Source organism: Laspinema sp. D2d (genome assembly GCF_025370755.1).
Taxonomy (GTDB): domain Bacteria; phylum Cyanobacteriota; class Cyanobacteriia; order Cyanobacteriales; family Laspinemataceae; genus Laspinema.
The window spans coordinates 198,240-212,431 of record NZ_JAMXFC010000001.1 but is presented as its reverse complement, the minus strand read 5'-3'; the positions used below and the strand labels follow the sequence as shown (position 1 = coordinate 212,431).

The following is a 14,192-nucleotide window of genomic DNA, read 5'->3' as shown; positions in this document are numbered from 1 at the left end:
CATAAAAATAGCCCGCAAGGGCGGGCGAGGGTTGGGGTAGTGCCACACCAAAACAGGGCGGTTATCTTAGGCCCACTGCGTCACCGGCAAGGGGCGCTCTTGTAAAATCTCTTGATACATCAGTTCCAACTGGGAAATATTGCGACTCAGGGTATAGCGATCGAGGACGCGCTGACGAGCTTTTCGACCCAGGTGGGTGATAAATTCTGGTTGGTCCTTAAACAGAGGGAGGAGAGTTTTGAGCTGAGTGGTCACTCCTTGAGCAGACAACACCACCCCAGCCCCCTCAGCAAGCACTTCTCCATCGGCACCCACATCGGTGGCAATACAGGCTAAACCACAGGCCATTGCTTCCAGTAGGGACAGGGAAAGTCCTTCCACTAAAGAGGGCAAAATAAACACATCTGCCCCTTGCAAAATCTCAATGCGGCGCTGTTCATCCGCCACATATCCCAACCAAATCACATTGTGTTCAGCCCCTGCATAGGCTTGTAACGAGGGAGCCAGGGGACCATCCCCAACGATCGCCAACTTGCAACTCGGACCGAGGTCAGCTTGCTTCCACGCCTTCAGAAGCGCTTCCACATTTTTTTCCATTGCGATCCGGCCCTGGTAGACAAACAGACGCTCGGCGTTGAGTTCAGACTTAATCTGAGAATATCCTGGGGAATACTTCTGGACATCCACCCCATTGGGAATCACCGCCACTTGGTGACTGGGGACCCCGAGTTTACCGAGTAACTCCCGCTGAAGCTGGGAAAACACGATGGTTTTGTCGTAGTTCGGCAGAAATGGTGCGTACAGTTGATAGGTTAGATGTTGCAGATGCTGCCGTCCCGATCGCAAGGAGCGGTGGTGCGCAAAGGGTGGATGAAACGTTGCCACCAACGGCAAATTTAACTCTTCACAAATCTCCGGCAGGACAAAATCTAGCGGGGACAGGGTAAGGGAAGCATGAACCAAATCCGGTCTAAGGTCCCGTAATGCCTGCGTCAACACCTTCCGAGATTTGGGAGTCGGAATCGTGTAGATCGTGGACTTATAAAGACAAGGTAACGAGACTTCACAGGCGGCAACCGGCCAGCCATTCCCAGCCTTGAGGGCCAGATTTGACTCCAATTGATGCAGGTTTTCCGCCTCTTCTACCGCTTCTTGTTGAGCGAAATGGAAAAAACTAACCTGATGTCCTCGATCTAGGAGGGCATTGGTGACTTCACGAGAGTAAGTAACATTGCCACAGAAAGGGGTTTTTTTTCCAAGCCAAGCGATATGCATTTGGGTCTGGGGATTAACGATTAGTGTTAAAGTTAGCAGCTAATGGTGAGAAAGCCGATCGCCCTCGGGGAATGAACCCAATACTCTCCCTAACCTTTAGCCCGTCGCTAACCGCTTTATTCCGGGTGTTGGTTGGAAGGATGGGGTTCTGTTTCGGAAATATACCAGCTTAGGACGCCTCCGGCTATGGCGATCGCCCCCAAACTTAACAGCACCACTTTTAACCCAAACATGGCTTCCGCAACTCCCGCCAGGGCCAAAGGCAGGGTTAGGGCAATATTAATGGCATTATTCTGTAAGCCAAACACCTTACCCCGCATTTCTTCTGGGGTTTCTGCCTGAATTGTCGTTTGCATGGGGACTCCGACAAAGGAGGCAAAAACTCCCAATACGGTAATCAACCCTAATGCTGCCCAAAGTTGGGAACCGAACAGGGAGAGACCCCCCAAAGACAGGGCCATCCCAATTGAACCAAACAAACTTAACCGCCGATGGGAAATATGCTGTCCAAAATGGCCGAGAAGGGCAGCACCGGCCCCCATTCCCGCCCCGGCTGCCGCCAGTAAGAACCCAAACTGATCCGTACGCAGGGTGGGAATAATTTCTGCGAGACGGACGGCTAACACCGCAAGGGCTGCAAAGATGGAAAATAAAATAACAAGCTGAATTAGAGCACTCTTGATCCGCTGATGATTACTTAGATAATGCCACCCATCGCGGATATCTTCAAAAACATGGGGATATTCGGTATCCGGGGGATTGGGTTTTTCTCCCGTTTTCATCATTAATAACAGCAGTCCAGCAATACAATAACTGCCGCCTACAAGTAGTTCTTTCCCAATGCCGAGTCCATGCCCAATCTGAGCAAAGGTGCGATCGGCGATCGCCAACAGGGGTTCTCCTACGGCAAATCCCACAATGACCGAAGCCATCATAGTAGTGGTGTAGAGAGAATTCGCCGGGAGCAACAACTGTCGTTCTAAAATCAGAGGAATGACCGCTTGTTCGGCAGGGGCAAAAAATTGGGTGAGGGTGGAGACACAAAATGTCACCATCAGCATTAAAGCAAATCCCAAGGGGACCGTTCCCAAATGGAATCCTTCAGATAAAAACAACAGGAGTGGCAGGGATAAAACGAAAATTCCCCGCACTATATTGGTCGAAACCAATATTCCTTTTTTGGACCAGCGGTCAGTTAAAGCACCGGCGAGGGAGCCTAATAAAACCGCTGGAATTGTAAAGGCAACCATAATCGCGGAGACCCATCCGCTAATGCTTTGACCCTCGGCTTGAAAGCGACTCGCCACTAAGCCAATCATCAGAACTAAATACACTTTATCCGCTAACTGGGAGAAGACCTGACCACTCCAGAGCACTAAAAAGTTGCGGTTTTTTAAGACCGGCATAAACCCACGTTCCGGTTCTGGCGGTGAAGGGGGTTGAACATTTTTTTCCATTGGGCCAGAACCATTTTGAGAGAGATGATGTTCCAATTCTGGCGGTTGTGATGTCACAGGGGGACGAGGTTTACCTGGGGAGTTAGGCGATCGGCCATTGCTATGCCCCGGTTGGCGGTTGTTGCGGTCAATTTCCTCTAGTTTTTCCGCCTGAACCGGACGGCGATAGTGGTTTTGATGATGACTTCCTCCCCGTTGGCTGTTATTTTTTTGAGGAGAACTTGAGGGATTCCAGTGGGGAACCTGTGTTTCTAAATTTGAATCAGATAATGGCATTATGGGTAAAGTTAAAATCGGCTATCTTGAAGGCTTAATCTCAGGGACAAATGTTTATGAGTTCAGGGATTAACGGGCAAGTTAAAAACTCCCCTTTGATGAATGGATATAGGTATCCATTAAGGTAGCAGAGCGGATGGATTGACCATAATGATACTGGGCATAATGCCGTAACAAATGTTCAATCGAAACCCACACTTGATCAACCGATGGCCGCTCACCCATCATGCCTTGTATCTGTAAATTTAGGTAGGTTTCTGGAGGGAGTTCGGCAGCGGTCAGTTGTTGGAGAATGGCTAACTCGACAGCATTTAATTGGCGATCGACTTTTCGGGGGAGAGTCTGAGCCTGTACTGCGGGAGATGAGCGAGAACTGGGTTCTGATTTAGGTCCAACACCCGAATTTGAAGGACGATGCTCGTTGGCTAAAATCACCGTTCCCCCGGCACTGATACTAAACCCAACTCGCCAGTTTAAAGATTGAAAATCTGGAGTCAGAGGGCGTTGAGTCAGGCAACAAGCATGAACTTGGGGAGCAATTCCCCCTAAAGCCAATAAGTGATAAATGCCCTGGGTGAGTAAGGGAAGAACTTGCGTGGTACTGGGCCGATCGCCAGTCATGAGCAACCCCTCAATTCGACTTAAATGTTCACTAAGTAAACTAAATAATTCTTCTTGGGGGTGGTCACTGAGGGCTTGGCAGAGTGCTAATTCTGCCAAATACTGCCCAGCGGTCAATTTACCCAAATCTTTGCTCAATCCGGGATAGGATTCCAAGGTGTCCGCTTGGGTGATGCGATCGAGCGATCGCCCCTGAGTGAGTACCAACTCGTTCACCACAAATAATCCCGCCCGTCCCCCTAACTTAGATTTGGGTTTCCGAACTCCCGGTGCCACTGCCCGAATCAAACCACATTCCCGAGTCAAAATCGTTAGAATCCGGTCGGATTCACCCAAGGGAATACTTTTGAGATTGATACCTGTGGCTTTGTACGTTCGACTCATGTTGTTTGCTTCTCGTTAGAGGGACCTGAGTTGGGCAGGGGCGATCGGTCATCGGTCCTCGTTTGACTCTGCATCCCCTGGGGAGGATAAACCCAAAAAGTGAGGACCCCAAGAAGTCCCTAAGCGAGTCGCACCGGCAATGATTAAATCAATCGCTTGGTCTACGGTACGGATTCCTCCCGAAGCTTTAACTCCCACCTGTCCTCGACCAATTTTCTTGAGCAGTTCCACATCAGCAACGGTAGCGCCACCGGCAAATCCCGTACAGGTTTTTAAATAGGCAACCCCGGCATCCATGCAAATCTCCGCCGCTACTCGCTTCTCTTCATCAGTCAGCAGGTTCGTTTCCAGAATCGCTTTCACGGGTCGATCCGTCTTGTCACAAATCGCCGCAATCTCATCGTGAACGTCGTTATTTTTACCCGCTTTGAGCCAGCCAATATTGATCACCACATCCAGTTCGGTGGCTCCATTATCTACGGCTTCTTGGGCTTCATAAAGCTTCGTGGCTGAAGTGCTGCCTCCGGTGGGAAAGCCAATCACGGTGCAAACTTTGGGACTCTTGCCATGAAGGTAGTCGGTGGCTTGACGAACGTAGGCGGGATACACGCAAACCGAGGCAAATTTGAATCGGTCTGCTTCTTCACACCACTGTTCTACCTGTTTTGGGGTAGCGGTGGGATTCAGTAGGGAATGATCGATAAGCGGAGCAATATCAATATCTCCCTGATTGACAGCCATTACGGTTTCTCCCTGGTATGTCTGTAACTATTGTAAACTTTTATCAGAATTTTCATGAAACTTAAACATTCTGAGGGTAGAATCATGCTAAATCTGGCTCTCCTCAGTAAAAACCCCCAGCAAAAATCCGCACCCGCACCCTAAAGGGTGGGGAAAAAAGCGGACCAAGCCTGCCTCCGCAAGGCTAGTCAATATCAAGTATTACCAGAAACCCGGTTTCTGACCCCTACCTCATACGGAATCCGGTTGTGATAGGTCTATAAAAACCCACACCCTTTAGGGTGCGGGTTAAAATTTAACGATTGGTGCGGACATAATTTAAGATGCCCCGGGCGATCGCCTCCGCCATCTGGGTTCGTTGTCCCGCATCAGACAAAATCCGGGCATCGTCTGCACCTGTCACAAACCCAACTTCCACCAAAACCGCAGGCATATTAGTATGGCGCAACACATAGAACCGCGCCTGTTTAACTCCCCGGTTTGGCATGGAGGAGAAATCCTGGAGAATACTACTTTGAATCGCCTGGGCCAAATTGCTGCCACTGGCATAATAGTAAGTTTCTACTCCATTGACTTCTGGACGGGCTCCATTGACTGCATTAGCATGAATGCTGACAAATAAATTAGCATTGACCCGATTGGCTAATTGGACCCGAGGGGCGAGGTCAATGGTGCGATCGTCCTGCCGCGTCATAATGGCGGTAATTCCCTCTCGTTCCAGAATCTCGGAAACTTGACGGGAGATATCTAGGATCACCTCTTTCTCTTGCAGTCCCCCAATGCCGACGGCACCGGGGTCACTCCCCCCATGTCCGGGATCGATGACCACTGCAATTCGTCCAGCAGGGATAGGCGGAATTTCAGGCTGAAGCTGATTTTCGGGGGATACGGATGGGCTAGAGTCTGGATCGCTGAGGGGACTCAACGCCGCGTTAGGATCCGTGGTGACCATCTCGGTGGATTCTAACTGGATCGCGAGGCGATCGCCGGATTGTTGCTGCACCCCCGAAACTCTTACCCCGGCAGCGGGTTGGACCAAAACCACAACGGTTTCCGGGTCTTCCTGAGTGGGACGCACCCATAATACCGAAGAACCCCGTTCCGGTTGTAAGCGGTTGACATCATTCCCTAGGAGGGAGGAGTACAAAGTCAACCGATAGGCGAGGGTTTTTTGGTCCCATTCGGTGTTGTATTTCAGAGTGCGATCGGCCTTCACGACGACTTGATTATCAACCAGTTCGATGCCGTGAATGGTGGCTAATCCTGATGTCGCTTGAGCAGTAACTTCGGGAGGCTCTTCCCCCCGAGGACCGGATGAACCCGGGGCGACTGGGGATCCGGAGACCTGGGGGTCCGGTAATTGGACGGTCCATTGGTTCGAGGAATTGCCCTTAACTTCAACTTGTTCGGGGTCAAGGGTGTAACCAGCGGCCAATTCCACTACAATTCGGCTGTTTTGATTATTAACTTGCCCAACGCGAATTTCCCGAATCGTTCCCCCTACCGGCTGAGTCACGCTCTGACGCCCTAGGGTCGTCCCGGGTAGATCTATCACTAATCGCGTTGGATTTGACAACAGTTGAGCGGTGGGTTGCACCCCGCCTGTAGTTGTAAAAGAGAGTTGGTTGCGATCGGACTCAAACTGCCAGGTTTCTAGTTGAGCAGCTTCCACAGGGGGAGCAGCCAACAGAAATGCACTGATCAGACTCGGGAGTATCCAGTTGTGGAGTTTAGCTTTTCTCAATGGGCTGTTTTGACGATAGGGGAAATCGATGGTTTGGGTCACTTTCATACTCTGCTTGCCAACTCTACGCCTGATTTGAGGCTCCCTCGCTATCCTTGAAAGCATTGCACCCATAACTATTTCTTGAGCAGGTTTGGTGCGGGGAGCCAGACCTTAATTGTCATGACATTTGTCGCTATCTTAACAAAAGTTAAGAATGTCCGAAGTATAGCATAGGCTGTTACAAAATATGAAAGCCCTGATTTATTTTTTCAGCCCCTGGATTTACGCCTTTTGCAGTTTAGCGACCCTCTCGAATATACTGTAAGATTCCTTGGGCGATCGCCTCGGCCATGCGCGATCGCTCTGTTGGATTAGCAAGCATTCGGGCATCATCGCGACCTGTGACAAACCCGGTTTCTACTAAAACTGCGGGCATATTGGTATGACGCAACACATAAAATCTCGCTCGTCGGACGCCGCGATCGCGCATATTAGTAAATGACCGCAACATACTCCGGTGAATGGTCTGCGCTAACCGCTGCCCGCTATTGAAATAATAAGTCTCTAACCCATTCACATCGGGACGGGACATACTAATTGCATTGGCATGAATGCTGACAAATAAATTAGCATTGATGCGATTTGCCAATTGGGTTCTGGGGGCTAAATCAATGGTGCGATCGTCTTGGCGTGTCATCACAACGGTGACCCCATTTCGCTCTAAAATTTGCGAGACTTGTCGGGCAATATCTAAGACAACTTCTTTCTCCCGCAATCCGCCAATGCCGACGGCACCAGGATCACTGCCTCCATGTCCAGCATCAATGACGACGACTCGGCGGCTGGTGGGTACTCGGGGAGTTGAAGGGGCGGGAGTTTGGGGCGCAGGGGCAGCCGTTTGGGTGGCGGGGGGTGGAACGGCGATCGGCACACTCCTTTCCCCGACGGCAACGGTTGGGGGAGTCTGCACTGGGGCCTCCGGAATGCTCTCCGGTTGCAACTGCACCATGAGTCGTTTCCCCGAGGGTTGACTGATTTCCCCGACTCGAATCCCTGCGGCGGGTTGCACAAGGACGACGACAGTTTCTGGGTCCTCTTCAACGGTCCGCACCCATAACAGGGAGGATGGGGAGGGGGTTCTTAATTCCCGAGGGGCTTGGGCCAGTTGGGATGAAAAGAGGGTGATTTTATAAGCGAGGGTCTCGATATCCCATTCGGTTTTGTACCCAACGGGGCGATCGCTATTGACGACAACGGAGGTCCCATCATTCGCCAGTTCCACGGAGTTAATCGTTGCTAATGAGGGGAGACTGGAGGAACTGGGGGGGGTCTGACCTTGGGGCCAAATCACGATTTCACCCAAATCAGTAACTTGAGCTTGCCAGTTGCGACGGGTGTCGTTTAAGTTCAACAACACGCGGGATAACAGGGGGGAATCGGAGACTTGAATTGCTTCTAAGCGGTTGACCCCAAGGCGATCGACGCTCTTTACCCGTTCTGTGATGTCGGGAGAGAGTTTCACGCCAGGAAGGTCCAGGGTTACCCAGGTGCGATCGGTACTCCATCGCAGGTCAATTTCCGGAGTGGGTCCCGAGGTGCGCAAAATAAACCCTTCATCCAGGACCTCAATTCCTTGAAGTAGGGTGCTATTGACGGTAACCGCTGGAGGTGCAGGGATGGGGGTTTGAGTCGGTGAAATGGCGACTTCCCGCTGTGGGGTAGGGAGTTGCACCGTCCACTGACTGGGGGAACTGCCTCGAAATTGGACTTGATCCGGGTTGAGGGTATAGCCTTCGGCGAGTTCGACCACAATTCGACTGGTTTGACGCTCAAACTGCCCGACTCGAATTTCTCGAATGCTGCCCCCAACCTGTTGTCGGACAGTAGTTCGGCCTAATGTGGTCCCGGGTAGGTCAATAATTAACCGGGTGGGATTAGACAGGAGTTGGGCTTTGGGTTGGACGTTTCCGCTGGTTCTAAAGTTGAGTTGGTTGCGATCGCGCTCAAACCGCCAGGAGTCTAATCGGGCGGCGACGGCAGGGGATGCGGCAAAAATCGAAGCGGCGATCGCTAAAATCACCAGCATAAACCGCAATTTTCCGGTTCTGTTCGCACGGTTTGGACTCGGACTAAAATCTAATTGTTGGGTCACCTTAGTAATCTCTAGCAAACGACAGTACGCAGGTTTCTGATGCCCCCACTCCCCTACCGGGAAAGAATCAATGTTGTAACTTGTTGAATTTTTAACCCGGTAGGTAGTTGGTATAGAATGCAGTTGATATCCCCGATGTTTCCCAGGCTGATGCCCTAGAAATTAAAGGATTCCTTTTTATGTTTTTTTAGCTAGGGAAATTGATTTTGGGCAGAATAAATCCGTCATGCTGTTACCAACAATTTAAAAGCAAATCCTCTATACAATCTTTCTATTTTGCGGGTATGGAGGGTAATAAATAAGTCTAAAAACCCGCATAATGGTTCCAATTATTAGCCAAAATTTTAGGGAAAAGGATGGAAAATCAAAAATTTACCCCGAAATTTTAAGTGCAAATACAGAGCAACTTGGGATAATTGGATCCATAAAATACCGGCAAAATAGAATAGTTTAGGACTGTACGATTGTTGAAAACCCTGATCAGGATTAGAAAATAGATGGGTTAGAAATAGACCGATCGCTGTTGAAATCCCGGATCAGCAGGGTGTTCCCTGATACTCAATCAGCTTGCGTGCGATCGTCTCTTGCCCTTCCGGGTTAAAAAATTTAAAATCCTACAACCCTACGGTGTAAAATACTGAAAATTCTTCCACAAAAGGACACAATAGAATCATTTCTTTTTTATATTAGGGAAAAATAACCCCTGAAAGTTTACCCGGAGAAAAAACCCATGAGTCATCACCCAGTTCAGGTAGCTCTCGCAATCCTGCATCAAGAGGGTCAGTTTCTCTTGCAACTGCGAGATAATATACCCGGTATCGTTTATCCAGGATATTGGGGTTTATTTGGAGGACATCTTGAACCCGGAGAACTCCCGATCGAAACCTTGCAGCGCGAATTACAGGAAGAAATTACTTATGAAGCGAAACAGGTATCTGAATTCGGGTGTTTTGAAACTCCAGAAGTCGTGCGTCATGTGTTTAATGTTCCCCTGACTGTGGATATTGGGGAGTTGGTTCTTCATGAAGGATGGGATATGGGATTTTGGACCCCGGAGGATATTCGTCGGGGTAGTCGCTATTCGGAAAAAGCTGGTGAAGTCCGCCCTCTGGGAGAGCCTCATCAACAAATCTTTTTAAAGTTTATGGCACAGGGATTATTGTAAGCGTATCCGGGGCAGTTAAACTAGATTGACCCCTTATTATTGATTCCGAGAAACATGAGCGATCGCCCTATAACCACCGTAGTTCTTGCCATGAGTGCCGATGGCAAAATTTCCGACTCCCTGCGATCGCCCCTCCTGTTCGGTTCCCCTGCCGATAAAAACCATTTAGAACAACAAGTCGCCGCTGCCGATGCCGTAATCACAGGTGCCGGAACCTTCCGAGTCAAAGACACCGCTATGAGAGTGGTGAATCCGGACCGAATTAACCAACGAGAAGAAGCCGGAAAACCCCCGCAACCCGTGCAAATCGTCGCCTCTGCCACCGGCAACCTGCCGCGCCATATCCCCCTATTCCAACAACCCGTTCCGCGCTGGTTAGTCACCACTCGCGCCGGTGCCGAACCCTGGTACAACGATTCCGGCTTTGATAAAATTCTGGTCAGCGAAACCCCCGCTGGTGGCGTAGACTGGCAAAATGCGTTCCAGCAAATCGCCACCCTAGGCATTAAAAAATTAGCCGTGCTCGGCGGAGGAAACCTAGTCGCCTCCTTACTCGCAGAGGACCTCATCGATGAACTCTGGCTCACCATCTGCCCCCTCCTCATCGGTGGCACCAACGCCCCCACCCCCCTAGACGGAAACGGATTTTCCACGCAAACCGCACCCCGCCTAGAACTCTTAGAGGTCAAAACCATTGACGCCGAGGTATTCTTACACTACCGCCTCCGCAGACTAGAAAATTCTACCTCCCCCAGTTCGTAGTAACGCCTTCAGGGGTTTCCCCAAATTCCCATCCACCCATCCAAAGTCCCTCCCACAGCATCCCAAGAATCGATTACCCTAGGAAAGTGAACGCTCTACCCTCAACGGTTGGTAATGGTGGAACAGCTTAAGCCTCAAATCTCTGTTGCCTGGATCGACAACATCGCCGAAGTCCCCCAATCCGCGTGGGATGCTCTCGCCATCCCCTTGCAAACCCCATTTTTTGAATGGAACTGGTTGCACAATATGGAAGCTTCCGGCAGTGCAACGGCAAAAACGGGATGGTTGCCGAATCATTTAACTGTGTGGCGACAAGGAGAACTCATCGGTGTTGCACCGATGTATCTGAAAGGACATTCTCGGGGAGAGTTTGTCTTTGATCACCAATGGGCGGATTTAGCCTATCGCCTGGGTGTGGAATATTATCCCAAACTGTTGGGGATGAGTCCAGTCACGCCGGTAACGGGATATCGGTTTTTGATTGCACCGGGAGAAGATGAGGAAGAAATTACAGGAATTATGGTTCATGCGATCGATGAATTTTGCGATCGCCACAATATTTCCTGCTGTAATTTCCTGTATGTGGATCCAGACTGGCGATCGCTGATGGAACGCCTCGGTTATACACCCTGGTTACACCACAGTTATATTTGGCAAAATACCGGATTTAATACCTTTGATGATTACCTAAACGTCTTCAATGCTAATCAGCGCCGCAACATCAAACGGGAACGCAAAGCCGTCGCTACAGCCGGGATTGAAGTCAAGGCATTACATGGGGATGATATCCCCCATACTTTGTTACTGAAAATGTATCAATTTTATAGCGACCATTGCGATCGCTTTGGCTGGTGGGGGAGTAAATATTTAACCAAACAGTTTTTTGAACAACTCTATCACAATTTTCGCGATCGGGTCTTACTGATTGCCGCCTATCCCGAAGGCAATGATATTCGCCATCCCGTCGCCATGTCCTTTTGCCTCACCAAAGGCGAACAACTCTATGGCCGATATTGGGGGTGCAATTACGATATCGACTCCCTCCATTTCGAGGCTTGCTATTACAAACCCATCGAATGGGGAATCGAACATGGTATTCAATCCTTCGACCCCGGTGCCGGAGGACAACACAAAAAACGCCGAGGCTTCCCGGCAACTCCCAATCACAGTTTACATCGCTTTTACAATCAGCGTTTTGGGCAAATCCTTCGCCCTTATTTGAAAGAAGTAAACCTGATGGAAGAACAACAAATCGATGCCATTAATGAGGGATTACCCTTCAAGGAAACCCTGCCCGAGTTGAAGATGTAAGATTGAGCCGCCCGGTTTCAACCGGGCGTTATAGGATGAATGGGGCTGTTTGTTGACTTTAATTGAGCGTTAAGAATTGCTCTGGAATGGTCTTTCGTAATTATCAAGGCTAATGAAGTTTCTTGGCTCAAACCCTTCGAGACCCCTGCGGATCGCCTGTTGCTGGTCCTCGGGTAAGTCGGTAAACTTGACAATCTGCTCAGAATCCTCTGTTGGGGCGTACCAGCAGATAGTTGCATTCGTTGCATTAATTTTATGAAGTTCTGTTTTGGCACGGTCCCTAATTTCCCGGGGGGTCAAGACTTTTGGGGAAATTTCCAGGGTGGTTAGTTCCATTAATTGTGCCGCTTAAACTCTACTTTCTGGTTTTTGCCTTGGATTAGGTATCTTGACGTGAACCTGATAATCAAATTACAATAAACAGCAAGAGCACCTGGGAGAAATCCCCCAGGTGTTCTACTCATAGCGGGTTGCTTAAACTACCCACGCCATGAGCATATCCTCTTTATTATTAAGGAGATAAAAGTCATGGCGAAACTCTATCAGTTTCTGGCTATCATTTTGACTTGCTACCGCGTTGTGTCTGAGGGGCCTGACGCCATCACAGACGAGGCCACCATTTTGATCATCGCGACCCTATCTCTGATTCCGCCCGCTCCCCCTTCGGGAGGTCAGCGGACATCCAGCCATCCCCGGCTACCCCGGAAATAAGTAGCAGTCCCATCCTAATTGATTCACGTTTAGTTTTAGGGTTAGCCGCGCGGCAACGCTGCTGCCCTTTTTTATGGCTAGGAAAGTGGGGTCTAAGTTTGGTTTCTCAGAAGACGCGGCATCTTTGAGCCAGGTTATGTCTCTAGGATGCAGTGCCCAGGTGACACATGGCTATGGGTAGTCACCCAAACTTAGAGTACGCAAACCCACATTGATAATACGCAGTGACAAGTTTTGCGGTATCCTAGAAGGTATGAATTACCAGCAGTTCATTCAGACACTCGAAAAGTTGAAACGTGCACCGAAGCGCGAAGCGGTGTTGTGGATGCTGCTGCGTGGACTGACGGCTGAGGAGATTGCGGATGAGATGGGAACCCATCATGGAACCGTGCGGAAGCAAATCTCCACACTGTATAAGGACTTCGGTCTGAGTAGCAATGACCTCCCCGGCGATCGCTCCCGCAAACGCGACGATCTGATCGACTTATTTAAGAAGTACAAACCGGAGTGGGTGGAGAACATCACCCCCGATTCAGTGAAAATCCAACCCCTGACCGGAATTGTGCCGTTGGATTCGCCACTGTACCTACCTAGGGATGCAGATGAGATATGTCGTGAAGTTCTGACGGCAGATCGCAGAGATCGCGGTTCTTTGCCGTTCATTCGGATTAAGGGATCCAGTGGCATGGGCAAATCTTCCCTGCTCGTGAGACTGCGCTATTTTTTGGAGCGAGAGGAAAATCAGGTGGTGGGTTTTGTGGATCTAGCGGATTTAGCAATGGATCCAGAAATCTTTGAGGATCTTAACCTGCTGCTCAAGCGGTTTACTCAGGCGATCGCTGATACCTTTAGGGAGTCAGTGGACAAACTGAACCCAGCGCCTTTAGAAAAGAATTGGCAGAAGGAACGATCAAGTGGATTGAACTGCACCAATTATCTCGAAGATTTTATTTTTACTCCCATCCAGCAGCCAAAAACGCTGCTGATTGATGGGATTGATGAAATTTTAGGCCCAGATAAACCGCAGAATCCATTTTTAAAGCTGCTGCGATCATGGAACGAAAAACGGATGAAGGTGGTAAGTCAGTCGCCGATTGTCTGGCCGAGTATGGCGATCGCCTACTCCACTGAACCCTATCCCGAATTGGATATCAAAGGCTCTATCCTGCAAAATGTGGGATTGGAGGTGGAGTTACCTGAATTTAATGCCGAAGAAATCCTCAAACTGTCGAGGAGATACCGCTTGGAGTGGAGCCTAGAGCAAGTGCAGCCGCTGATGGAACTGATTGGTGGTCATCCCACCTTAGTTAATCAGGCGCTCTACAAAATCAGTCAAGAACAGATGAGTTGGTCGGAACTGGAGTCTCAAGCGACTTTACCAACTGGACCATTTGGAGACCACCTCCTGAAAAAATTCTCGATCGTTTACGAAAATACAGATTTGAAGCTCTGCTTTGACCAACTTTTGCGAGGAGGCACCTGTAATGATGAGATCGCTAAATTTCAGCTTGAAAAGGCAGGATTAATTAAAATTGACAATGCCGGAGTTCAAGTTCGATTTAAGTTATATCAAAAATATTTTACGAATACTTTGCAATCTTAGGAGAATTC

Annotated in this window: 11 protein-coding genes; 4 read left to right on the top strand and 7 right to left on the bottom strand. The window is 49.5% G+C overall.

Features of this window, described 5'->3' with window-relative positions; translation table 11 throughout:
* Nucleotides 1-66 precede the first annotated feature (66 nt).
* The 6 genes from NG796_RS00925 to NG796_RS00900 all read right to left on the bottom strand — a co-directional run bounded on the left by NG796_RS00925 (nt 67) and on the right by NG796_RS00900 (nt 8,632).
* Entirely contained in the window at nt 67-1,275 is a 1,209-nt protein-coding gene (locus NG796_RS00925) for a glycosyltransferase family 4 protein (protein WP_261204035.1), read from the bottom strand.
* A 116-nt stretch (nt 1,276-1,391) separates the two neighbouring features.
* Complete coding sequence (locus NG796_RS00920) at nt 1,392-3,008, bottom strand: MFS transporter (protein WP_261204034.1); 1,617 nt, start codon at nt 3,006-3,008, stop codon at nt 1,392-1,394.
* Between the two features lie 81 nt (nt 3,009-3,089).
* Nucleotides 3,090-4,013 (bottom strand): DNA repair protein RecO, encoded by a 924-nt coding sequence (gene recO, locus NG796_RS00915; RefSeq protein WP_261204033.1) that lies wholly within the window; start codon nt 4,011-4,013, stop codon nt 3,090-3,092.
* Between the two features lie 48 nt (nt 4,014-4,061).
* The gene (deoC, locus tag NG796_RS00910) at nt 4,062-4,754 is read right to left on the bottom strand and encodes a deoxyribose-phosphate aldolase (protein ID WP_261204032.1); all 693 of its coding nucleotides are present in this window, start codon (nt 4,752-4,754) and stop codon (nt 4,062-4,064) included.
* Between the two features lie 295 nt (nt 4,755-5,049).
* Nucleotides 5,050-6,546: an N-acetylmuramoyl-L-alanine amidase gene (locus tag NG796_RS00905; protein ID WP_261204031.1), complete on the bottom strand. Its 1,497-nt coding sequence runs from the start codon at nt 6,544-6,546 to the stop codon at nt 5,050-5,052.
* Nucleotides 6,547-6,778: 232 nt separating this feature from the next.
* The gene (locus NG796_RS00900; protein ID WP_261204030.1) at nt 6,779-8,632 is read right to left on the bottom strand and encodes an N-acetylmuramoyl-L-alanine amidase; all 1,854 of its coding nucleotides are present in this window, start codon (nt 8,630-8,632) and stop codon (nt 6,779-6,781) included.
* Between the two features lie 730 nt (nt 8,633-9,362).
* Here NG796_RS00900 and NG796_RS00895 point away from each other — a divergent pair.
* From NG796_RS00895 to NG796_RS00885, 3 genes are all read left to right on the top strand, one after another.
* On the top strand, nt 9,363-9,797 hold the full coding sequence (locus NG796_RS00895; protein WP_261204029.1) for an NUDIX hydrolase: 435 nt from the start codon (nt 9,363-9,365) through the stop codon (nt 9,795-9,797).
* 54 nt (nt 9,798-9,851) lie between these two features.
* Complete coding sequence (locus NG796_RS00890) at nt 9,852-10,559, top strand: RibD family protein (RefSeq protein ID WP_261204028.1); 708 nt, start codon at nt 9,852-9,854, stop codon at nt 10,557-10,559.
* Between the two features lie 114 nt (nt 10,560-10,673).
* Nucleotides 10,674-11,870 carry a GNAT family N-acetyltransferase gene (locus tag NG796_RS00885; protein ID WP_261204027.1) on the top strand — a complete coding sequence of 399 codons (1,197 nt, stop codon included), beginning with the start codon at nt 10,674-10,676 and terminating at the stop codon, nt 11,868-11,870.
* A 69-nt stretch (nt 11,871-11,939) separates the two neighbouring features.
* Here the strand turns inward: NG796_RS00885 and NG796_RS00880 are convergent, their stop codons facing one another.
* A complete protein-coding gene (locus NG796_RS00880; protein ID WP_261204026.1) occupies nt 11,940-12,206 on the bottom strand; it encodes a hypothetical protein in 267 nt (88 codons plus the stop codon).
* Nucleotides 12,207-12,834: 628 nt separating this feature from the next.
* Here NG796_RS00880 and NG796_RS00875 point away from each other — a divergent pair.
* Nucleotides 12,835-14,184, top strand: coding sequence for an AAA-like domain-containing protein (locus tag NG796_RS00875; protein WP_261204025.1), 1,350 nt, complete (start codon nt 12,835-12,837; stop codon nt 14,182-14,184).
* The last annotated feature ends 8 nt before the right edge of the window (nt 14,185-14,192 follow it).